The sequence below is a fragment of the Streptomyces coffeae genome (assembly GCF_016741875.1).
In the GTDB taxonomy this organism is placed as follows: Bacteria; Actinomycetota; Actinomycetes; order Streptomycetales; family Streptomycetaceae; genus Streptomyces; species Streptomyces coffeae.
This window is the reverse complement of sequence record NZ_JAERRF010000011.1, coordinates 132,903-153,461: the sequence shown is the minus strand read 5'-3', so window position 1 is coordinate 153,461 and position 20,559 is coordinate 132,903. Positions and strand designations below refer to the sequence as shown.

The 20,559-nt window shown below is 71.6% G+C and carries 19 protein-coding genes and 1 pseudogene; 11 read left to right on the top strand and 9 right to left on the bottom strand.

Annotated elements, in window-relative coordinates; all coding sequences use genetic code 11:
- Positions 1-25 precede the first annotated feature (25 nt).
- Positions 26-1,048, bottom strand: coding sequence for a hypothetical protein (locus JK363_RS20805; protein ID WP_201876471.1), 1,023 nt, complete (start codon positions 1,046-1,048; stop codon positions 26-28).
- 334 nt (positions 1,049-1,382) lie between these two features.
- On the opposite strand from JK363_RS20805, the gene JK363_RS20800 reads away from it, so the two are divergent.
- Positions 1,383-2,579, top strand: a complete 1,197-nt coding sequence (locus JK363_RS20800) for a hypothetical protein (RefSeq protein ID WP_201876470.1) — start codon at positions 1,383-1,385, stop codon at positions 2,577-2,579.
- Between the two features lie 87 nt (positions 2,580-2,666).
- Here the strand turns inward: JK363_RS20800 and JK363_RS20795 are convergent, their stop codons facing one another.
- Positions 2,667-3,497, bottom strand: coding sequence for a helix-turn-helix transcriptional regulator (locus JK363_RS20795; protein ID WP_201876469.1), 831 nt, complete (start codon positions 3,495-3,497; stop codon positions 2,667-2,669).
- Positions 3,498-3,593: 96 nt separating this feature from the next.
- Between JK363_RS20795 and JK363_RS20790 the strand changes: the two genes are divergently transcribed.
- Positions 3,594-4,331, top strand: coding sequence for an SDR family oxidoreductase (locus tag JK363_RS20790; protein WP_201876468.1), 738 nt, complete (start codon positions 3,594-3,596; stop codon positions 4,329-4,331).
- Positions 4,332-4,384: 53 nt separating this feature from the next.
- Here JK363_RS20790 and JK363_RS20785 read toward each other — a convergent pair whose 3' ends face one another.
- The gene (locus JK363_RS20785) at positions 4,385-5,215 is read right to left on the bottom strand and encodes a class I SAM-dependent methyltransferase (protein WP_236075970.1); all 831 of its coding nucleotides are present in this window, start codon (positions 5,213-5,215) and stop codon (positions 4,385-4,387) included.
- Between the two features lie 71 nt (positions 5,216-5,286).
- On the opposite strand from JK363_RS20785, the gene JK363_RS20780 reads away from it, so the two are divergent.
- A complete protein-coding gene (locus JK363_RS20780) occupies positions 5,287-5,886 on the top strand; it encodes a TetR/AcrR family transcriptional regulator (RefSeq protein ID WP_201876467.1) in 600 nt (199 codons plus the stop codon).
- A 39-nt stretch (positions 5,887-5,925) separates the two neighbouring features.
- Here JK363_RS20780 and JK363_RS20775 read toward each other — a convergent pair whose 3' ends face one another.
- From JK363_RS20775 to JK363_RS20760, 4 genes are read right to left on the bottom strand one after another with little or no spacing between them, the layout of a single operon-like run.
- On the bottom strand, positions 5,926-6,540 hold the full coding sequence (locus JK363_RS20775) for a GTP-binding protein (protein WP_201876466.1): 615 nt from the start codon (positions 6,538-6,540) through the stop codon (positions 5,926-5,928).
- Positions 6,488-6,949 carry a DUF742 domain-containing protein gene (locus tag JK363_RS20770; protein ID WP_201876577.1) on the bottom strand — a complete coding sequence of 154 codons (462 nt, stop codon included), beginning with the start codon at positions 6,947-6,949 and terminating at the stop codon, positions 6,488-6,490. The genes JK363_RS20775 and JK363_RS20770 overlap by 53 nt, the downstream gene beginning before the upstream one ends.
- 54 nt (positions 6,950-7,003) lie before the next feature.
- Positions 7,004-7,474, bottom strand: coding sequence for a roadblock/LC7 domain-containing protein (locus JK363_RS20765; protein WP_201876465.1), 471 nt, complete (start codon positions 7,472-7,474; stop codon positions 7,004-7,006).
- The gene (locus JK363_RS20760) at positions 7,455-9,914 is read right to left on the bottom strand and encodes a sensor histidine kinase (protein ID WP_307821804.1); all 2,460 of its coding nucleotides are present in this window, start codon (positions 9,912-9,914) and stop codon (positions 7,455-7,457) included. Before JK363_RS20760 ends, JK363_RS20765 begins: the two co-directional genes overlap by 20 nt.
- A 535-nt stretch (positions 9,915-10,449) precedes the next feature.
- Here JK363_RS20760 and JK363_RS20755 point away from each other — a divergent pair.
- The 5 genes from JK363_RS20755 (at position 10,450) to JK363_RS20735 (ending at position 14,487) form a co-directional block, all read left to right on the top strand.
- The gene (locus JK363_RS20755) at positions 10,450-11,583 is read left to right on the top strand and encodes a substrate-binding domain-containing protein (RefSeq protein WP_201876463.1); all 1,134 of its coding nucleotides are present in this window, start codon (positions 10,450-10,452) and stop codon (positions 11,581-11,583) included.
- Positions 11,584-11,615: 32 nt separating this feature from the next.
- Complete coding sequence (locus JK363_RS20750; protein WP_201876462.1) at positions 11,616-12,062, top strand: hypothetical protein; 447 nt, start codon at positions 11,616-11,618, stop codon at positions 12,060-12,062.
- Between the two features lie 74 nt (positions 12,063-12,136).
- Entirely contained in the window at positions 12,137-13,048 is a 912-nt protein-coding gene (locus JK363_RS20745) for a phosphorothioated DNA-binding restriction endonuclease (RefSeq protein WP_201876461.1), read from the top strand.
- 169 nt (positions 13,049-13,217) lie between these two features.
- The gene (locus tag JK363_RS20740; protein WP_201876460.1) at positions 13,218-13,871 is read left to right on the top strand and encodes a ClpP family protease; all 654 of its coding nucleotides are present in this window, start codon (positions 13,218-13,220) and stop codon (positions 13,869-13,871) included.
- A 1-nt stretch (position 13,872) separates the two neighbouring features.
- A complete protein-coding gene (locus tag JK363_RS20735; protein ID WP_201876459.1) occupies positions 13,873-14,487 on the top strand; it encodes a ClpP family protease in 615 nt (204 codons plus the stop codon).
- Between the two features lie 202 nt (positions 14,488-14,689).
- On the opposite strand, the pseudogene JK363_RS20730 reads toward JK363_RS20735, so the two are convergent.
- Positions 14,690-15,058, bottom strand: a pseudogene (locus tag JK363_RS20730) (helix-turn-helix domain-containing protein); the annotation flags it as partial.
- A 373-nt stretch (positions 15,059-15,431) separates the two neighbouring features.
- Here JK363_RS20730 and JK363_RS20725 point away from each other — a divergent pair.
- Positions 15,432-16,016: a hypothetical protein gene (locus JK363_RS20725; RefSeq protein WP_201876457.1), complete on the top strand. Its 585-nt coding sequence runs from the start codon at positions 15,432-15,434 to the stop codon at positions 16,014-16,016.
- Positions 16,017-16,113: 97 nt separating this feature from the next.
- Positions 16,114-17,937, top strand: a complete 1,824-nt coding sequence (locus JK363_RS20720; protein ID WP_201876456.1) for a gamma-glutamyltransferase family protein — start codon at positions 16,114-16,116, stop codon at positions 17,935-17,937.
- Positions 17,938-18,070: 133 nt separating this feature from the next.
- Here JK363_RS20720 and JK363_RS20715 read toward each other — a convergent pair whose 3' ends face one another.
- Positions 18,071-18,592: a hypothetical protein gene (locus JK363_RS20715; RefSeq protein ID WP_236075969.1), complete on the bottom strand. Its 522-nt coding sequence runs from the start codon at positions 18,590-18,592 to the stop codon at positions 18,071-18,073.
- A gap of 46 nt (positions 18,593-18,638) precedes the next feature.
- Between JK363_RS20715 and JK363_RS20710 the strand changes: the two genes are divergently transcribed.
- The gene (locus tag JK363_RS20710) at positions 18,639-20,210 is read left to right on the top strand and encodes a helix-turn-helix domain-containing protein (RefSeq protein WP_201876454.1); all 1,572 of its coding nucleotides are present in this window, start codon (positions 18,639-18,641) and stop codon (positions 20,208-20,210) included.
- Positions 20,211-20,559 lie beyond the last annotated feature (349 nt).

The following is a 20,559-nucleotide window of genomic DNA, read 5'->3' as shown; positions in this document are numbered from 1 at the left end:
CCCCTCCCTCCAGAGAGAGGAGCAGTCAATTGCGGGCTTTGCGGTCCGTGGAGTCGATGGGGTTGGTGCATCCGGGAACGCTGCCTTCGGGACTGCAATTGTCCGGTGCGTTGTGGATGACTCTGCTGTCGGTGAGGGTGACCTGACTGGAAGTCCCGTTGAAGATACCGCCGCCGGCAGTGATCGCCGTATTGCGGGTGACCAGGCTGCGAACCAGCGTGGGTGTACTGAACTCGCTGAACAGGCCCGCGCCTGTCACGGCGATGTTGTGGCTGACGATGGTCGACGTGAGGCTCAGGGTTCCACCGAACTGGTGGATGCCGCCACCGTGCAGGGCGGTATTGCCCCTGACCGATACGGAATCCAACGACGTTGAACTTCTGAGGTTCTCCAGAGCGCCACCGTTCTCGCCGAGTGCCCGGTTGTTGAGCAGCGCCCCGCCCTTCATCGTCAGCGTGCCGACCCGGCCGAGGATGGGGTTGCTTCCGTTGGTGATTCCGCCGCCATTAAGGGTTGCGGTGTTGCGCTCGATGGTGCTGTGGTCGAAATTGAGCTGTCCACCCGGGTTGTGGATGGCACCACTCGAGCGGGCACGATTGCGCTTGATGATCGCGCGGTTCAGGTTCAGGGTGCCGCTGTTCCACATGCCGCCGCCGGAGGAATTGGGTACGCTTCCGCCGCTGACCGTGAGCGAGTTCAGGGTGAGTGTGCCACCCGACTGTACGTGGAAGATGCGGAAGTCCTGCGTCGAGTCCGGGGCTCGCCGAATGGTGGTGCCGCGGCCGGAGATGGTCACGTTCCCGGTGATCTCCGGAAGCCCGTCATCCGTGTTGTCGGGTGTGGTCAGGGTGTAGGTGCAATGGGGCGCGAGGGTGATGCTGCCGCCGCCGGTATTGGCGTCCGTGATGGCCGCCTGCAGGGCGGTGATGTCGTTGCACGGCACCTGAGTCCCCCCGGCAGCACTGGCCGGTTCAGCCGGCAGCACGGCAAGGGACAGTCCCACACCAACCACGGCGGTCACCGCACCGGTCCGCACTACGTTCTTCATCGCTACGCCTTTCTCAGTTTCTCAGTGCTGGAGAGCGAAAAGGCACATCTCACCGGCGCCCAACGGCCATGCCGCCGCCGATCAACGGGATGATGAACTGACGTTTCATTGATAACTGCCGGATACGGCGGTCTCACCTGGTGTACCGCCGAACGGCCCCGGCCCTTGCGAACCCCGGTGCAATACCGTCGGCACCCGGAGAGCAGCGCATCCGGACCCGCCGCCCGACCGGGGCCTCCCGGCACACCCGAATCATGCTGCCCGGAGACTGCACCCGAATGGCAGGCGCCAAATGCACTGAATACACACCTCGCATATACCTGAGTGGCGATCAGTGGCGCTCAGAGGTGAATGCTCAATTACTGAGCGTCACCGGAATCGCGTAGTCCTTGCCCTCACAGCAAAGGGAACCCGCATGCCTGACATACGCGCAACCGTCACCTCCGCCACCGGCCTCGGCCTCTGCCTGACTTTTCTGCCCGCCGGGCAAGCACAAGCGCAGACGACCCGCGTCCCGTGCAACGACATCGCCGCCCTGAGGGCGGCCATCACGGACGCCAACACCGGCGGCGGCAGCATCGTCCTCGCCCCTCGGTGCGTCTATACCTTGAGGCAGGCCGACAACGCGGGTGATGGCCTGCCCGAGATCACCGGCAATGTGCAGATCACCGGAGACAACAGCATCATCGAACGCAGTTCCCCCGCAGGCTTCCGCATCTTCCATGTGAAGGAAGGCGGCAGCCTCAGCCTGAAGTGCATCACGGTGCGCTATGGGCAGACCATCGCCGGGGACGGCGACGGTGGGGGCGTCTTCAACGAGCGCGGCACACTCACCCTGACCGACTCGACGGTGAGGAACAACATCGCCGGCGTCGGCGGCGGGATCTGGAACCGGCAGGGCACGCTCACCCTCAAGAACACCAGGGTCACCAACAACCGCGGGGGCTTCGGTGGCGGAGTGGCCACCAACGGCACGATGACGATGGAGGGCGGCACCCTCCATGACAACACGGGCGGAGAATGGGGAGGCGGCCTCGCCAACGCGGGGGACACCAAGCTCAACCATGTGTTGATCAACGGCAATGACGCCGGTGAGTACGGGGGCGGCATCGTCACCCTGGCAATCAACCTCAGGACCGGGCCGCTGCGCGTGGACAACATCAAGATCAGGGACGGTATCGCCCGGACCAACGGCGGCGGCCTCTTCACCGGCGCGAACGAGACGACAACTATCAACCGCAGCGTCATCACCCGCAACACGTCGAACGGCGGACCCACCACCGGCGGCGGCATCGGGAATCCCGGAACTCTCCTCCGCCTCTTCATCGGTGGCACCAACAGCTCCCCGCGCAAGGAGGTCAAGGAGAACAAGGGGAGCAAGGGGAGTAAGGGGAGTAAGAAGAGCAAGGGGAACTCGACCAAGCAGACGCCCTTCAGGGTGGACCTCATCCAGAGCGCGGTCTTCAAGAACGATCCGACCAACTGCGCCCCGCCCAACAGCGTCCCCGGCTGCGATACCCGAAGGAAATGATCCAGACAGCCGCTTCCGCGAAGACCGGACAACTCGCCCCCCGGCCCGCGACGTTGGCCGGGGGGCGAGGATGCCTTGTCGGGGCGCTCAGCGCCTGAACCGCGGCTGGTCGTCGGAGTAGATCACCAGCGTCTGTTCCGGCTGTTCCGCCAGGTGGAATGCGGTGTACGCGTACTCGATCACTCCGCGCCCCGGGTGCCGCAGCCGCTTCCGGCCGCCCTGCCGGGCCTGGACCTCGTACTGCGGCCACCAGGACCGCACTTCCGGGCTGCCCGCCTTCAGTTCGTCGATCAGCCGGGTGTAGCGGGGGTCGCCGGGGTGGCGTCCGGCCAGGGTGCGGAGGCGGGCGAGCAGACCGCGGGCCTCGGGCTCCCAGTCGACGAGAACGTCCCGGGCCGCGGGTTCGAGGAACACCCAGCGGAGGAAGTTGGGCGGGCGGTCGGTGGCCGCGGTGAGGTGGGGGAAGAGTTCATCGGCCGCCGGGTTGTGGCTGAGCACGTCGTAGGTGCCGCCGATGATGTACGCCGGATGCGGCTGGAGCAGCAGCGGGACGGCCGCCGCCTCGGGAGCGAGCGGTTCGGGTGCCTCGGGGTCGGCCGCGGGCGCGTGACCGGCGAGTTGGAAGAGGTGGCCGCGCTCGTACCGGTCCAGGCGCAGCACCGAGGCGAGCGCGTTGAGCACCTGGTCCGAGGCGCGGATGTCCCGGCCCTGCTCGAGGTAGGTGTACCAGGTGGCGCTGATCCCGGCGAGCAGGGCGAGTTCCTCCCGGCGGAGGCCCGGAGTCCGGCGTCGCCCCGACCGGGGCAGTCCGACCTGATCAGGGGTGATCCGCTCTCTGCGGCTGCGCAGAAACGCGCCCAGCTCGCGGCGTTGAGCCTGCTGACCCGAATGACCTGGCTGGTTCGGCTGGTTCGGCATGGTGGTGGCTGGCACCTCTGATTCCAGGATAAGCGCATTCTGTATACCAGCTTCCGTTCCTCCCAGACTGATGTCCGAAGGAAAGAGGAGGACATCATGCCGGGAATCGATGGCAAGGTCGTGGCGATCACGGGGGCCAGCAGCGGTATCGGTGAGGCGACCGCGCTGCTGCTCGCCGAGCGGGGCGCGCGCCTCGTCCTGGGGGCGCGCCGGTCCGAGCGCCTCGCGGATCTGGTGGCCCGGATCGAGAAGGCGGGCGGCACGGCCGTGCGGTGCCGTACCGATGTGACCCGGCGGGACGATCTGCATGCCCTGGTCGCCCTGGCCGGTGAGCGGTTCGGCCGGCTCGACGTACTGGTCGGCAACGCGGGGCTCGGTACGATCTCGCCCCTCGACGATCTGCGCGTCGACGAGTGGGACGCCATGGTCGACGTCAACATCAAGGGTGTGCTGCACGGCATCGGCGCCGCGCTGCCGGTGTTCCGGGCGCAGGGTTCCGGGCACTTCATCACCACCGCCTCCACGACCGCGTTTCGCATCGTGCCGGCAATGGCGGTGTACGCCGGTACGAAGTTCGCGGTCCGCGCCATCTGTGAAGGTCTGCGCCAGGAGGCCGGGGACTCCCTGCGCGTGACCACGGTCTCGCCCGGTGTGGTGGGAACGGACTTCGCCGAGGCATCGACCAATGAGCGGGTCAGAACGCGGATCACGGAGATGCGCGACCGGATCGCGATCCCGCCCCAGGCGGTCGCGCAGGCCATCGCGTTCGCGATCGAGCAGCCCGCTACCGTCGATGTGAACGAGATCGTCGTCCGGCCGACGGCACAGACCTGACCCTGCGCCGCCGAGCCGATCACCAGCGGATTCAGCAAGTTCAGCGAGGTTGACTAGTCGGTGCGCGCCGCGGTGACCGCCACCGTGGCGTACGGCATCGTGAAGCTGCCGCCCATCGCGTCGATGGCGGCGCCGACGTCGGACAGCACCTCTTTCATCCGGTCCGGGGGGAGCTGGGTGAGGATGCCCTGGGTGGGGAGCTGGTCGAGCCAGGCATCCCGGGTGTAGGTCCACTCCCAGTCGTAGCACCACTGCTCCGGTTCGCCGAATCCGCCCGTTGCCCGGATCCCGTCGGCGGCCTTGGTGAGCAGCGGCTGGTACGCGTCCGGGCCCTGCTTCCGCATCGCCCGGGCGCTGAGCGGTGAGTCCGGCATCACCCGCTGGTAGACGGTGGCGAAGGCCTCCGCCACCTCGGGCGGGAGCTGGAAGGTGTTCCAGAACGCCGCCAGCAGGCCGCCGGGGCGCAGCACCCGGGCCGCCTTGGCCGCGCCCGCGATCGGGTCGATCCAGTGCCATGCCTGGCCCGCGACGACCGCGTCGAAGGTCCGGCCGGTCGGGTCCCAGGCTTCGAAGGTGGCGGTGTCGACGTCGAGCCCGCCGCGCCGGGCCAGGTCGGCCATCCGCGCGTCGGGCTCGACCCCGAGCACGGTGCATCCGGCGGTCTGGAACTGCCGGGCATCGATACCGGTCCCGCAGCCGACGGACAGGACATCGGGGCCGGGGCCGGGGACTGCGGCGACAACACGGTCCACCAGGGCCTGGGGGTAGCGGGGGCGGGCCCGATCGTAGCGGGCGGCGTCGGAGCCGAACGACTCGGCCATGCGGCGGTGTTGATGGGGTTCGTCCGCGGCGGGACGAGCTCCCGCCGGAGGTATAGTGGGCATGCGCCCACTATGAGTGGGCACATGCCCACTCGTCAATCGGGACGAGCCGGCGAGCGAAGGAGGGACGCGCGGTGCCAACAGGGGTGGCCATGCGTGATGTACGCGAGCAGCTGTTCGGCGCGGCCGAGCGGATCCTGCTCCGGGACGGGCCGAGCGCGCTGACCAGCCGGGCGGTCACCACGGAGGCGGGCTGCGCCAAAGGCGTTCTGCACCGGCACTTCGCCGACTTCGACGGCTTTCTCGCCGCACTCGTGCTGGACCGCATCGCCCGGCTCGACCACCAGGCCACCGCCCTGCGCGACTCCGCCGGGACCGGCACCGTGGCCGACAACCTCACCGGCGCGCTGACCGGGCTGTTCGAGTCGGTCGCCGTGGCCATCGTCGGCCTCGTCACCTCGCGGGACGAACTGCGCGCCCGGCTGCGCGAATCCACGCCCACCGGGATCCCGGTCCTGACCGAGGCCACGGCCATGCTCGCCGCGTATCTCACGGCCGAACGCGATCTCGGCCGCCTCGCGCCGGACGCCGATGTCAGTACGCTCGCCCCCACGCTGATCGGCGCCGGACATCTGCTCTTCGCCGACCGCGAGGGCACCCCGCCGGACGCGGAAGCGGTCCACAAGGTCGTGACCACGGTGATCGGCGGCGCCGTAGGGGAACCCCGGCCGTGAGCGCGCTCACGATCACGAAGGGCTGAGGCAGCCGGGGCCTCAGCCGTGTCCGGCGGCTTCGGCGCGGGTGAGGGCCACGTCCAGGACGACCAGGAGGGCGTCGCGGACGGAGCCGGTGTCGCGGGCGTCGAAGACGACGAGGGGGGTGCGGTCGGAGATGTCGAGGGCCCAGCGGACCTCGTCCAGAGTGTGCTGGACCGCGCCGTCGAAGGCGTTGACGGCGACGGCGAACGGGATGTCCTTGTGCTCGAAGTAGTCCACCGCCGCGTAGCAGTCGTCCAGGCGGCGGGTGTCCACGATCACCAGGCCGCCGAGGGCGCCTTGGACCACGTCGTCCCACATGAAGCCGAACCGCTCCTGGCCCGGGGTGCCGAACAGATAGAGCTTCAGGGTCGGGTCGATGGTGATGCAGCCGAAGTCCATGGCCACCGTGGTGGTGGTCTTGCCGGGGGTGTGGGTGAGGTCGTCCACGCCCGCCGCGACCTCCGTGATGGCCGCCTCCGTGGTCAGCGGCCGGATCTCGGAGATCGAGCCCACCGCCGTGGTCTTACCGACCCCGAAGCCGCCGGCGATGACCAGCTTGACCGGCAGGGGCGGTTGTTCAGCCGCTGTCACGGAGTGTGCCCCGTGAGTCGGGGACGGCACGGAGACCATCGATAACCCTTCGCAGTACGGAGATGTCCTGGGTTGTCCTGGCGTTCGGCACATGGACCGCCAGATATCCGGCGGCGCACAGGTCCTCCGCCAGGACCCGGACCACGTTGAGATGGAGCCGCAGCCGGGCCGCCAACTCCGCCACCGACTGCGGGTGCCGGCAGGCGGCGACGATGTCGTGGCGTTCGAAGGTCAGCGACCGCAGGGCCGTCAGCCCGTCCGGCGTCGTCACGATCTGGGTCTCGACCGGGAGCGGTGGCGCGGTGCCGCGCCCCGACACCCTCCCCGCGGTCAGCAGGAAGGGGCGGATGGCGGAGGCGCGGCCCCCCGCGTCCGCCGGAGTGTCCGCCGACGCGTCCGTGGCTTCCGCCGCCTCCGCCTCGTGCGGTGCCGGTTCACCCGCGGCCATCTCCACCCCCTCCTCCTTGCCCTGTGCCCCTTGCCCTGTGCCCCGCGGAACGGGTCAGCCGGTGGCGCCCGCGCTCTTCTTCAGCTCCAGGACGAGCTGGGGGGTGAGCGCGGCTCCCGCCCGGTTGGCGAACAGGGTCATCTCGTAGGCGATGTTGCCCAGCTTCGCCTCCTTCGAGGTCACCACGCCGAGCACGGCACCGCAGCCGATGGACGACACCAGCACATGGCCGCCCTCCAGATCGATGATGACCTTGTTGAGGCCGCCGAGGCCGTAGTTGCCGGACGCACCGGCGGCGAGGCTCGTCACGCCGGAGACGATCGCGGCGAGCCGCTCGGAGTCGGCCTGCTCACGCAGTTGGGAGACGGCGATCAGCAGACCGTCGGAGGACACCGCGATGGCGTCGACCACACCCGCGGTCTGGGTGGCGAAACGGTCGAGCAGCCAGGTGAAGTCGGCCGCGGCGGCTCGCAGATCAGTGGACTCGTCCGCCACGGAACCGGTGTTATCTGTCGGCGTGTTCACTGCCCGACTCCTTCCGGGAAAGCTGATGTGTCGAGGGAGGCGTGGGGGCGGGCTGGTCCGCCGGGGGGCCGTCCTGTTCGGCGTCCCGCTCCGCCCGGCGTACGGCTGCCTCGAACTCGTCGAGTTCGGAGCGGACCTCGTCGGCGTCGGTGTCCGGACGTACGGCCGGGACCGCCCTGGCGGCCGGTGCGGCGGTCTTGTCGAGCGTCGCGCCCCGTACCCGGCGTCGCAGTGGACGGGAAGCGGAGGCGGCCGGCGGAGCGGGCGTCGGCTCCGGCTCCTTCGTACGGGCCGGGACGCGCTTCGGAAGTCCGGACTCCGTCGTCGTCGGAGGGGTTGCTGCCACGGGAGGCAGCGGCTCCCGCTGCTCGCTCCGCTCCGGTGTCGACTCCGGCAAGGGTTCCGCCGCGCGGCCCGGCGTGGGCTCCGGCGCCGTCTCCTCCCCCGGTCCCATCCGCAGCAACAGCGCCGACGGCACCCACACCGTGCCCGTGACCCCGCCGCCCGGTGTCCGGCTCAGGGTGACCCGGATGCCCGAGCGGCGGGCCAGGCCGCCGACCACGAACAGGCCGAGCACCTTGGTCGGTACCAGGTCCAGCCGCTCCCGGCGCACCAGCCGGGCGTTCTCCTCGGCGAGGCGTTCCGCGCTCATGCCGAGGCCGTGGTCGATGACCTCGACCAGCGCACCGCCGTCGGCCGTCACATCGGTGCCGGGCCGGACGACCACCTCGATGGGGGTGTCGGCCGGGGAGAACGCGACCGCGTTCTCCAGCAGTTCGGCGAGCATCAGGGTCAGGTCGCCCATGATGTCGGGGACGACCGTGACCTCGGTCTCGGACCGCAGGGACACCCGCTGGTAGCCCTCGATCTGGCCGAGTGCCCCGCGGATGACGTCGGCCAAGGTGGTCGGCCGGGCGTCCAGTTCGGATTCGCGGATTCCGGCGAGCAGCATCAGGCTGTCGGCGTTGCGCTGGAGGCGTACCGCGATGTGGTCGATGCGGTACATCCGTTCCAGGATGTCGGGGGCGGTCTCCTCGCGTTCGACGGCGTCGATCAGCATCAGCTGGCGGGTGGTGAGGTTGCTGACCCGTCGGCCGACGTTGCCGAACATCTCGCCGACGTTGCGGCGGCTGATCACCTGACGTTCCAGCAGCGCCGCGGCGGTGACCTGCACCTGGTTGAACGCCTCGGCCAGATCGCCGATCTCGTCGCGCACCGGGACGGGGATCGGACGCGGCCGCAGCGGGGCACTGTCCGCGGACTCGTCGTCGTCCTCGACCTTGGCGAGTTCCTCGTCCGCCACCTTGACCACCTGGTGGGCGGCGCCGGTCAGGGCCGCCAGGGGCCGTACGACCGAACGGCGGACCAGGAAGGAGAAGCCGAGCCAGACCGCGAAGCCGAGCACGGCGAGGCCGAGCAGGCCCAGCGCCTTGTACAGGGCGGCGTCGGAGAGGCGGTCGGCGCGGGCGGCGATGTCGCCGGTGAGCGCACGGGTGATGTCGAGACGGGCCTCGGCCTGGTGTGTCTCCTCGGCCATCGCCGTGCGCAGCTGGCTCGGCGACTGGCCCTGGAGGGAGCCGGGGTCGATCTGGAGCTCGGCGAACCGGTCCTCGATGCCGTGCTCCTGGGAGCTCCGCTCGATTCCGTCCATCCGCAGGACCTGGGACGGGTCGGCCAGCCTGGCGAAACGTTCCGACTGTTCCTCGAAGATCCGGTGGGCGCCGACCGCGCGGGTGTACTCGGTGACGGCGTTGGCGTCCCGGGTCTGGGCGGAGAACACCCCGCCCTCGAAGGCCGCGTGGGCGGCGTCGGCGCGCAGCACCGCGTCGAGCAGCGCGATGACCGAGGCGGAGGAGGTGCCGGTGTAGCGGTCGAGCCCGATGCCGTCGATCAGATAGCCGACGGCGGCGGCGTACGCGGGGTCGATCCCGGCGGCGGGGACCGAGCCCCGTTCGACCTTGTCCCGCAGCACGCTGAGGCGCTGGACGTAGCCGAGGGCGCGCGACTCCTCCTTGGGCAGGTCGGAGCCGAACGCGGAGCGCATGGCGTCCGCCTGGTGGTCGGTGACGCGCTGCGCCCGACCGTAGTCCGTGGTGGACGGCAGGGCGGCGCCGGGGCGGGCGGCCTCCTGCCGCACGGCCAGCAGCAGGGCCTGCCGGTGCTCGGCCTGGACGTCGTTGATCAGCTGGGCGACCTGTTCGCTGTCCCGCACCAGCTGGGCGACCCGGTCGGCGTCCCGGGCCTGTTCCACCTGGCCGTAGACGCCCACGCCGAGGAGAACGCCGACGACCACGATCGGCACGATCACCAGGACGTTGAGTTTCCGGCGGAACGGCCATCGGTCGAGGAGGGCGTCCGTCCGCAGACGGGACCGCGGGCTGTGCGGGTCGCGGCCGGACGGGTCCGGTTCGCGTGGGTGATCCGGTGTGTCCACAGACACCCAGGTCCTCCTTCGATGTGCTCCTGAGCGGTGACCGAGGTGTTGTTGTGCTGCCGAGGTGGGTTGTTGCCGAGATGGGTTGTGCTGTCGACCGCCGACGGCCGGGAACAGGACGCCGATGTGGTGCACGGACGGACCGCGACCATCGGAATCGCGCCACAGGGCCGATCGGCGGTGAACACTACCGTCTGCGCGCGCCCATGCAAGACGGGCCGGGGCAACGGCTACCGAATGTCCACGGTTTATTGGGTTTGGGCCGCCTTCCGTTCGCCTCGCGCCCAGCGGACCGTTCCCTCGGTAACGGCCAGGTGCCCGTACGGTGACCATCGGAGGGGACCCGAGGACATCGCGTGGACTGGCTTGTTCGTTACCATGCGCGGGCCCCCGGCGACGCGTGCCGCACTCCCCGGACGGGGTTGCCCCGCTTCCCCGCGGGGGCTGCCGCCGCGCGTCACCATGCCTACCCTGTCCGCCTCCCCCACCCCGAGCCCGTTCCGTCCGCAACTCCGCCCCTCCGTGCCCTGCGAGGAGATCCGTGCACCCCACCCGCAAGGCGGTCCTGACGTCCGTCGTGCTCCTGGCCATGGCCGCCACCGGCTGTGAACCCGGCGGCGCCACCGCGTCCCACCGGACCTCCGCCAAGCCCGGATGCCCCACCGCGCTCGCCAAGGCAGAGCGGGCGGTCAAGAAGGCGCAGGACGTCGACGCCCCCTGGCGGGGCCCCACCACCGGGCCGAAGGCACTGCGCGGCAAGAGCGTGGTCACCATCGCCCAGACGCTGAGCAATCCCGGTCCCGTGGGTGTCGCCCAGGGCGTCCAGGAGGCCGCGTCGATCCTCGGCTGGCACGCCCGCACCATCAACGGCAAGGGCACACCCGCCGCTCTCCGCTCCGCCTTCAAGCGGGCTCTCGACCTCAAGCCGGACGGGATCGTCATCGGCGGCTTCGACCCCAAGAGCGTGGCGAACGAGCTGGAACGGGCCAACGCGGAAGGCATCGAGGTGATCGGCTGGCATGCCGCCGCAACGCCAGGCCCCAGCGCGAAGCCCCAGCTGTTCAGCAATGTGACCTCCCGGGTGGAGGACGTGGCGAAGATCAGCGCCGACTGGATCATCGCCCGGTCCCACGGCCGTGCCGGGGTCGTGCTGTTCACCGACGCGACCGTGCCCTTCGCCAAGCACAAGTCCGACCTCATCAAGAAGCAGCTCGCCACCTGCTCCGATGTGAAGCTGCTGAGCTACCAGAACATCCCCATCCCGGAGGCCAACAGGCGCACCCTCGGGGAGGTCCGCGCCCTGCTCTCCCGCTTCGGCGACAAGTGGACCGACTCGGCCGCCATCAACGACCTGTACTTCCGGCACAGCGCCGCCGCCCTGCGCGCCGCCGGCAAGGACGGCGCCGGCGCCCCGTACAACATCGGCGCGGGGGACGGCGATCCGTCGGCCTTCCAGCGCATCAACGGCAACCAATTCCAGACCGCGACCGTGCCCGAACCGCTCTCCGAGCAGGGCTGGCAGATCGTCGACGAGTTCAACCGCGCCTTCGCGGGCCGGTCGCCCAGCGGCTATGTGGCCCCCGTCCACATCACCACGGCCGCCAACAGCGGTGGCGCGCTGTCGTGGGACTCCGAGGGGTACCGTCAGGCGTATCGCAAGATCTGGGGGAAGTAGACCGATGACGGTCGACCACGGGGGCGCGGCTGATGCGTACGACGAGGTACCGGACAGCCCGCGCCGGCCGCGGCATCGCCATTGACCTCACCGCCGGCGCCACGCTCGGCACGGAGCCGCCGTCCCGCGGCGAGCGGATCTCCGAGCGGATGTGGCTGGACACCACCCCCGTACGCGAGCACCCCCGGGACGACCGTTCGGGACTGCGGCTGGTGGCGGACGAGGCGGACCGGCTACGGCCGGGGCTGGCCCTGGCGGCCGACGCGATCGAGGCGCGGACCGCGGGGCGGTATGTCCTGGTCACGGTCGAGCGGGTGCTGTTCAACGAGGCGCACTTCCAGCCGGAGGGGCTGACGGCGGCCCTTCTGGCCTGGGCCGAGGAGGAGTTCGGGCTGCCCGCCCACCCGGGCGAGGTCTCCTTCGACGAGGCGGCCCATCGGTTCGTCTTCACCTGGCCCGAGCCCGGCGGCCGTCCCTGACGGTCCAGCACGCGGTGAGCGATGGCCCGGCCCCACCGATTTCCGTGCCCGGGGCCGCGCCTACAGTCGCTGCCATGGACTGGGTCGAGCGGGTGCGCACCTTACGGCAGTGGTCGGGCAACGGGGTACGGGCGCCGCACAAACCGCTGCTGATGCTGTATGCCCTGGGGCGGTTCCAGCAGGCGCCCGAACAGGACCTGCGCTATACGGAGGTCGAGCGGGACCTCAAGGATCTGCTGCGCGACTTCGGACCTCCACGCACGTCCTCGCCCTCCTACCCGTTCCACCACCTGGAGAGTGACGGGGTGTGGGAGGTGCGCACCGACCACGGCCACGGCAGTCCGGGATCGACCGTGGGGGTGCTGCGGTCGAGCGGGGCGCGCGGGCAGTTGGCCCCGGAGCTGCGGTCCGCGCTGGCCACGGATCCGCTGCTGCTGGGACGGCTGACACAGCTGCTGCTGGACACCCACTTCCCGCCCTCGCTGCACGCCGATATCGCCGCCGCCGTGCGGCTCGACCTGGAGGACGCCGAGGAGGCACGGCGGGTGACGGTCTCGGTACGGGACCGTCGGCGGGCGGCGGAGCTGCGGCGCGAGGTGCTGAGCGCGTACGCGTACCGCTGTGCGTTCTGCGGGTTCGACGGGGCGATCGGCCGGGTGCCCGTCGGGCTGGAGGCCGCCCATGTGCGGTGGTGGGCCTTCCGCGGCGCCAACTCGCTGCACAACGCGCTGTGTCTGTGCTCCCTGCACCACAGGCTCTTCGACCGGGGAGTGCTGGGCCTGGACCCCGCTCGGCGGATCAGGGTCTCGGACCGGTTCACCGGGCGTGGCCGGGCGGCGCGCGACCAGGTCCTCGAACTGGCCGGCCGCGGGGCCGAGGAGCCGCGCCACGGCGGCGAGCCGATCGCGCCGGAGAACATCGCCTGGCACAGCGAGCAGGTGTTCCGGGGCGAGGCCCGGACGGCCGGGCCCGTGGCCACCAACTGAGGGCCCGGGCGGCCGACGCTCAGGCGGCGGCCGCGGGCGGGGCCCGGGTCCGGAGCGCTCTGCCATGGGCGAATCTGCTCAGGGCCAAGAACACTGACGGAGGGCCACCGGGCCGCCGACAGTGGTGACATCGCGGCACCACTCGCCGCGGTCGACCACGGGAGGTCCCATGTCACCACTCATCACCGGCCGGGATCCGGCCCTGAACCCCCGCGCCACGGAGGGCGATACGTCCCCGACGCAGTTCGACGACCATCTGGCCGCGCAGCTCCTCACCCAGCGCATCGTCGTCCTCAACACCCAGGTGGACGACGTCTCCGCGAACCGCGTGTGCGCCCAGCTGCTGCTGCTCTCGGCGGAGGATCCGCGGACCGACATCAGCCTGTACATCAACAGTCCGGGCGGCTCGGTGACGGCCGGGCTGGCCATCTACGACACCATGCAGCTGATCCCCAACGACGTGACGACGCTCGCCATGGGATTCGCCGCGAGCATGGGGCAGTTCCTGCTGTGCGTCGGAACGGCGGGCAAGCGCTTCGCGCTGCCCAACGCGCGGATCATGATGCATCAGCCGTCGGCCGGGATCGGCGGGACGGCCGCCGACATCGCGATCCAGGCCGAGAACCTGGAGTTCACCAAGAAGGCCATCGAGCGGATCACCGCGGCGCACACCGGCCAGACCGAGGAGACCATCTCCCGCGACGGCGACCGCGACCGGTGGTTCACGGCCGAACAGGCCAAGGAGTACGGCATGGTCGACCGGATCGTCGAGTCCCTCGACGATGTGCGGCCGGGCGGAGCACGACGGCGGATGGGGATCTGAGATGAGCCAGTACACGATTCCGACCGTGGTCGAGCGCACCACACAGGGCGAGCGGGCGTACGACATCTACAGCCGGCTGCTGTCCGAGCGGATCATCTTCCTCGGCACCGAGATCGACGACGGGGTCGCCAATGTGGTCATCGCGCAACTGCTCCACCTCGAGTCCTCGAGCGCGGAGCAGGAGATCGCGATCTACATCAACTCCCCCGGCGGCTCGTACACCTCGCTCATGGCGATCTACGACACCATGACCTTCGTCTCCGCGCCGATCTCCACGTTCTGCGTCGGCCAGGCGGCCTCCACGGCGGCGGTGCTGCTGGCCGGAGGGGACCCCGGGCGGCGGTTCATCCTGGAGCACGCCCGGGTGCTGCTGGGGCAGCCCGCGAGCGGTGGCCGCCAGGGCACCGTCTCCGATCTCAGCCTCCAGGCCAAGGAGATGCTCCGGATCCGCTCGCAGGTGGAGGAGGTGCTGGCCCGGCACACCCCGCACGACATCGCCACCCTGCGCGAGGACATGGACCGCGACAAGGTCTTCACGGCGCAGGAGGCGGTCGCGTACGGGCTGGCCGACCAGGTGCTCAGCCGCCGGAGGGCGTCCGCGGCCTTCGCCGCCTGAGGACGGGCGCCGGCAGGCACCGACAGGCGGCTCAGGCGGCGAGCCGCACCTCGCCCTGGTACGGGGAGGTCCCCGTGGCCCGGTGGCCGCCGGTGCGCCGGCCGCGCAGCTCGGCGAGGGCCGTGGTGCTGGTCACCTCGGCCGCCTCCGCCGTCGCGACCTCGGCCTCGTCGTCCCGTGTGCGCTCGTCCGCCGCCCCCAGGGGCCGCCGCCGGGCGCGCGGCGCGATGGCACGGGCCAGCTCGTCATGGGCGAGGGCGAGCAGATCGGCCAGGCCGAGCCCCAGGGCGTGCGCGGCGGCCGCGAGCACCTCGGACGACGCCTCCTTGCGGCCGCGCTCCAGCTCCGAGAGGTAGGGCATCGAGATCCGGGCCGCGTCGGCCACGTCCTTGAGCGTGCGCTGCTGGGCGCGGCGCTCGCGGCGCAGCACCCCGCCGACCACATGGCGCCACAGGGGCTCCTTGGGCGCCGCGCCCGGGGGCGCGGTCTCCCGCGGCGCGGTGCCCGGCGGCGGCGCGGTGGCCGGACGCAGCGGAATGACGCGGGCTGGGTTCGTCGCGTGGCTGCTCACCCCCTCAGCGTAGGAGTGTTGGGCCCGGGAGGAAGGCCGTGGCGTTCTGCCCCCCGCGAAATCGGCGCCCGGCGAAGGGAGGTTGCGCGCGTGGTGTGCCACCCCCGGTCCGGCACGCCCGCGATCCGGAATTCCTGTGCGGGGCAGACGTTCGGGTCATCATGGACAACATTCCGGAGCGGAAGCCGACAACGACGCGCCGCGCTCCGGTTGTTGGCCCAGCCGCAGTGCACAGCACGGAAAGCCGGAAATCATCCACAGGTCAGCGGGAATGTTCTGGAGGATTGTTTCCGGAAAGCATGGAATTCCCTTGAGTGCTGCTGCCAGGATCACGTGTCTCATCCCTCTTGATCTCGGCATCACAGGAATCTGCGTGCATAAATCGACTTCCCTCGCCATCGCCGCTGTCGCGGTATTGGCGCTCACCCTGACCGGCTGCGGCGGCGACGACAAGAAGGACTCGGCTTCGTCGGACAAGGGGGGCAAGACGACCGGCCAGACCACCGGCAAACGTGACACCACGGCCTCGTCCAGCCCGAGCCCGAGCCGCACCGGGGAAGCCAAGAAAAAGAAAAAGGAGGGGAGCCCCGCCACCAGCGCCGCCCCGCGCCCCACCCGTACCTCCGCCGCCCCAGTGCCCACGCCCGGCCGCACGCGCACCAAAACGGCCGCTCCCGCCCGCCCCGCCGGTCCGTCGAGCGTCCAGGGCACCTGGTACGTCCCCGTCCGCGGGACGAACGGCCTGGCGACCCTGACCGTCAGCGGCACGTCGTGGACCATGGCGTACGGCGGCAAGTCCTGCTCCGGGACCATCAACTCCGGGATGGCCATCTCCAGCACCTGCGCCGGGGAGACCTCGAACGGCACCGCCGTGGTGAGCAACGGCGGCGAGAACCTCACCTTCAACTGGACCTCCGGTGAGCCCGACCGCTTCGTCCGTACGAAGCCCACGGGCTGACAGCGCTCCATGGACCGGTGATCGGTCCCTGCGTCATGCTGGCCGCACCACAGCACCCACCGCACCACCGCGCGCCGCACCCGGACCAGGGAGCCCCATGTTCACCACCCGGCCCACCCTCCAGGGCACCCACGGCATGGTGTCCTCCACCCACTGGCTGGCCTCGCAGTCCGCCATGGCCGTCCTGGAGGACGGCGGCAACGCCTTCGACGCCGCCGTGGCCGCGGGGTTCGTCCTCCACGTCGTGGAGCCGCATCTGAACGGACCCGCCGGTGAGGTGCCGATCCTCCTCGCCCCGGCGGGCGGGCAACCCCTCGTGCTGTGCGGACAGGGCCCGGCGCCCGCCGGGGCCACCATCGACCACTACACCGCGCTCGGCCTCGACCTGGTGCCGGGCACCGGACCGCTCGCGGCGGCCGTCCCCGGCGCGTTCGACGCCTGGATGGTCCTGCTGCGCGACCACGGCACCCGGCGGCTCGCCGAGGTGCTGCGGTACGCCATCGGCTACGCCGAGCACGGCCATCCCGCGGTCGAGCGGATCGGCGAGACGGTGGAGACCGTACGGGAGCTGTTCACGACGGAGTGGACCGACTCGGCCGCGCTCTATCTGCCCGGTGGGCGGTCCCCCGCCGCCGGGCGGCTGCTCACCAACCCGGCGCTGGCCGCCACCTGGCGGCGGCTGATCGGCGAGGCGGAGGCGGCCGGTCCGGGGCGCGAGACACAGATCGAGGCGGCGCGGCGGGTCTGGCGGGAGGGCTTCATCGCCGAGGATCTGGCGGCCGCCGCGGCCCGGCCCGCCATGGACTCCTCCGGGGAGCGCCACGCGGGCACACTCACCGGTGACGACCTGGCCGCCTTCGAGGCCGTCTACGAGAACCCCGTCCGGCACACCTGGAACGGCTGGACGGTGTGCAAGGCGGGGCCCTGGAGCCAGGGGCCGGTCCTGCTCCAGCAACTGGCCCTGCTGCCGGACGGATTGGCCGAGGACGACCTCGGCACCCCGGAGCTGCTGCACATCCTGATCGAGGGCGGCAAGCTGGCCATGGCCGACCGCGAGGCGTGGTACGGGGACGCCGCCGACGTACCGCTCGCGGAGCTGTTCTCCGGTGCGTACAACGCCGAACGGCGCGCGCTGATCGGCGAACACGCCTCGTACGAGCTGCGTCCGGGACGGCCCGGGGGCCGCGTACCGCGGCTGAGCAAACAGGCGCTGGCCGCCGTCGCCCGCGCGGCGGCGCACACCCCGGAGCCGGTGGCCGGGCCGGGCGGCGGTGAACCGACGGTCGGCGGCCCCGGGGTACGGGCCGATGGCACCACCCGGGGCGACACCTGCCATCTCGATGTGGTGGACCGCTGGGGCAACATGGTCGCCGCCACCCCCAGCGGCGGCTGGCTCCAGTCCAACCCCGTCATCCCCGCGCTCGGCTTTCCGCTCGGCACCCGGCTCCAGATGGCCTGGCTGGACCCCGGGCTGCCCAACTCCCTGACTCCCGGCCGCCGTCCGCGTACCACGCTCACCCCGTCCCTCGCGCTGCGCGGCGACACCCCCGTGATGGCCTTCGGCACCCCCGGCGGCGATCAGCAGGACCAGTGGAGCCTGCACTTCCTCCTCGGTGTGGCGCTGCGCCGTCCGGTGCGCGCGGGGCTCGACCTCCAGGGGGCCGTCGACGCGCCCAACTGGCACCAGGAAAGCTTCCCCGGCTCCTTCCACCCGCGCTCGATGGCGGCGGGCAAGGTCGTGGTGGAGTCCCGGATCGGCGAGCACCCCATCCGCGAACTGCGGCGCCGTGGACACGATGTCACGGTCGGCCCCGCCTGGTCGGAGGGACGGCTGTGCGCGGTCGCCCGCGACCCCGGGACGGGCGTCCTGCTGGCGGCGGCCAACCCGCGCGGCGCGCAGGGCTACGCGGTGGGCCGCTGAGCCACGCGGTCAGTTGGCGGCCAACTCCCGCATCTTCGGGGTCCGGGGTCGTCCCCCGCTGACATCGACCACCCTGCCGTGCGCCGGGAGCAGGGTCGATGACCCCCGACGTAACGCCGCACGGACCCCGCCGTCAGTCGGCGATCCCCAGGTCCTCCCGCATGATCCGCCGCATCTCCGAGAGCCGGGGCTCAACGTCCTTCAGCCGGAGCAGCGCGGTGGCGGCGGTCTCGCCGTCCCGGGCGAGCCCCCGGTCGATCCGCTTGGCCACGGCGTCGATGTCGGCCAGGACCTTGTTGACGTCACGGGAGGCGGCCAGCACTCTTTCGGGGACGATCATCTGCGCATCGGCGTAGCGGTCCCGGTAGTCGCGCCGGGCCTCCTCGACCTGGCCCCGGTCCTCGTCGGTGTAGACACCGTCCCGGATCCGGTGCAGCGCGTCCTTGAGCAAGGTGTGGAACTGCCGGGAGGCCCGGTTCATCCCCGTGTACGCGGCCCGGCGCTCCTCGTAACGCCGTCGGTGCTCCTCGGCCCGCGCCTCCTCCAGGCGCCGGCGCGCGGTGAGCCGCTGGTGGAGCAGCGGTGCGAAGAGGGTGCCGAGGACACCGACCACTGCGCTGATCATCGCTGCTATGACGGCGGACACCCACCGCATCCTAGGCGTTGTCCCACGCTCGCCCCCCGGTATTACTCTGCGCCTCATGGCAGCTTCGCCGTCCGCCGCGCGAGCCGATCGCGCCGATCGCGCCGATCGCGCCGATGACGTTCTCGTCCTCGCCCGGCTCTCCGCCAAGCGCGGCGCGGTCCGGGCGATCCTGGAATGGCTCACCCGGCGCACCGGGGGTCTCGCCGTGCTCGTCCGGGCCGACGGGTCCGTACGGGCCGCGCCGGGCGGAACACCGGATCCTGCCGGCTCACCACTGGCCGCCCGTGCCGCGCGCGGCGCCGTCGAACTGCACCGGCGGGGCGCGCCGTCCGCCGTGCTGGGCGGGGACGGGGCGCATCCGGTCCATCTCGTCGTGCTCGGCCCCGGGCCCGGCGCGGGACCGGACCGGGCGGCCGGGGACGGCGCGGCGGGGGCCGTGTATCTCGCCGTCGTCCGGCCCGACGATCCACGCTGCGGGGTGCTGCTCGCCGACGCCTCACGCACCCTCGCCCTGTGCTGGCGGCTGGAGGAGGCGGAACGGGCGCGCCGCCGGGTGGAGTCGGCCGAGGTGCACAGCCGGGAGGCGGTGCTGCATCTGCTGATGGTCGGCAGTGTGTCCGCGGCACAGCGGATCGCCGGTGCGCTGCGTCCGGCGCTGCCCGCGGTGGCACAGGTGTATGTGATCGAGTGCCCCAGCGTCCGGCGGCGCGAGATAGCCGTCCGGATCGACCGTACGGCGCGGGGGCGGGCCTGGATCGTGCCGTGCCCGGTGCGCCCCAACCACCTCATCGCGCTGGTGCCGAGCGAGGGGGACCCCGGGCCCCGGGACAGGGGTCCCGGCCCCGGCCGGCTGGACCGGATGATCGCCCGGGACGTACCGGAGTGCCGGGTCGGGGTGAGTGCCGAGGTCGCGCTGCGGGACACCCCGGTCGGCTACGAGCAGGCGTTCCACGCCCTGGCGGTGGCCCGTGACGCGCCCGAGCGGTGCGCCGGCTTCGGCGGCCACACCGATGTCACCGTGCTGGCCGGTCCCGAGGGCCGCACCTGGGCGGGCGAAGTGCTGGGCCCCTGTCTGCGGTACGCGCCGACCCGCAAGGCCGACCCGGGTCCGCGCGAGCTGCTGGACACCCTCGGCTCCTGGCTGAGCTTCGGCGGTGCGGCCACCCGCCATCTGAAGATCCACCGCAATACGCTCGCCGCGCGGGTGCGCCATCTGGACGCGCTGCTGGGGCTGGACGTCGGCCGCTGTCTGGCGAGCCAGTCGGCGGCCTGGCTCGCGCTGCGGCTGCACACCGCGCCCTGGACGGCGGGGGCGGTGAACGCGGCCACGGCGGACCGCGCCGCCACCCTCGACGCCCTGCTGGCTACGCCCGCCGCCGAGATCTGGGCGCAGGCCCAGCTGCGCCCCCTGGAGCAGGCGCGGTTGACGGCCGGGCCCGAGACCGTACGGGCCTGGCTGCGGGCCGACGCCCGGCTGCCCGCGACGGCCTCCGCGCTCGGGATCTCGCTGCCCGGCGCCCGCAAGCGGCTGGCGAGGGCCGAGGACGCGCTCGGGCGGTCGCTGCTGCGCGCGCCGAGCGCGAAGTACGAACTGTGGTTGGCGATGCGGGCGTTGGGCACGCTGTGACGGGTGGGCGGACGGGCCCGGCGCGGGGTCACCGTTCGAAGCGGAACCGGCCGCCGCGATCACTGTGCAGTTCGTTCCTCGCCGCCCGCTCCGCGCGCGCCTAGTGTCCTGACCACGACCCGGCGGGCCGTTCCGCCCCACCTCGAACCTCCCTGAGGGCCGTGTGGGCACTCCCCTCCCGCTCATACGGCGGCACCACGGCACGGTGCGGACCGCCGGGCGCCACAGGCCGGGGCGGTCCGCGGCGCGGCGACGGGGGTGTCGCGCGGCGGCAGCCCCTGTCCGTCCGGGCCCGGAGCACGGCATATCCTCACCCGCCCCCGCCGGCCCGGGCCCGGACGGCTTCCGC

Excerpts from the sequence above, each read along its gene's own strand:
- JK363_RS20805 (WP_201876471.1), bottom strand. The coding sequence starts at position 1,048 with ATGAAGAACGTAGTGCGGACCGGTGCGGTGACCGCCGTGGTTGGTGTG.
- JK363_RS20795 (WP_201876469.1), bottom strand. The coding sequence starts at position 3,497 with ATGCCGAACCAGCCGAACCAGCCAGGTCATTCGGGTCAGCAGGCTCAA.
- JK363_RS20790 (WP_201876468.1), top strand. The coding sequence starts at position 3,594 with ATGCCGGGAATCGATGGCAAGGTCGTGGCGATCACGGGGGCCAGCAGC.
- JK363_RS20785 (WP_236075970.1), bottom strand. The coding sequence starts at position 5,215 with ATGCCCACTATACCTCCGGCGGGAGCTCGTCCCGCCGCGGACGAACCC.
- JK363_RS20775 (WP_201876466.1), bottom strand. The coding sequence starts at position 6,540 with ATGGTCTCCGTGCCGTCCCCGACTCACGGGGCACACTCCGTGACAGCG.
- JK363_RS20770 (WP_201876577.1), bottom strand. The coding sequence starts at position 6,949 with ATGGCCGCGGGTGAACCGGCACCGCACGAGGCGGAGGCGGCGGAAGCC.
- JK363_RS20750 (WP_201876462.1), top strand. The coding sequence starts at position 11,616 with ATGCGTACGACGAGGTACCGGACAGCCCGCGCCGGCCGCGGCATCGCC.
- JK363_RS20745 (WP_201876461.1), top strand. The coding sequence starts at position 12,137 with ATGGACTGGGTCGAGCGGGTGCGCACCTTACGGCAGTGGTCGGGCAAC.
- JK363_RS20740 (WP_201876460.1), top strand. The coding sequence starts at position 13,218 with ATGTCACCACTCATCACCGGCCGGGATCCGGCCCTGAACCCCCGCGCC.
- JK363_RS20735 (WP_201876459.1), top strand. The coding sequence starts at position 13,873 with ATGAGCCAGTACACGATTCCGACCGTGGTCGAGCGCACCACACAGGGC.
- JK363_RS20720 (WP_201876456.1), top strand. The coding sequence starts at position 16,114 with ATGTTCACCACCCGGCCCACCCTCCAGGGCACCCACGGCATGGTGTCC.
- JK363_RS20715 (WP_236075969.1), bottom strand. The coding sequence starts at position 18,592 with ATGCGGTGGGTGTCCGCCGTCATAGCAGCGATGATCAGCGCAGTGGTC.
- JK363_RS20710 (WP_201876454.1), top strand. The coding sequence starts at position 18,639 with ATGGCAGCTTCGCCGTCCGCCGCGCGAGCCGATCGCGCCGATCGCGCC.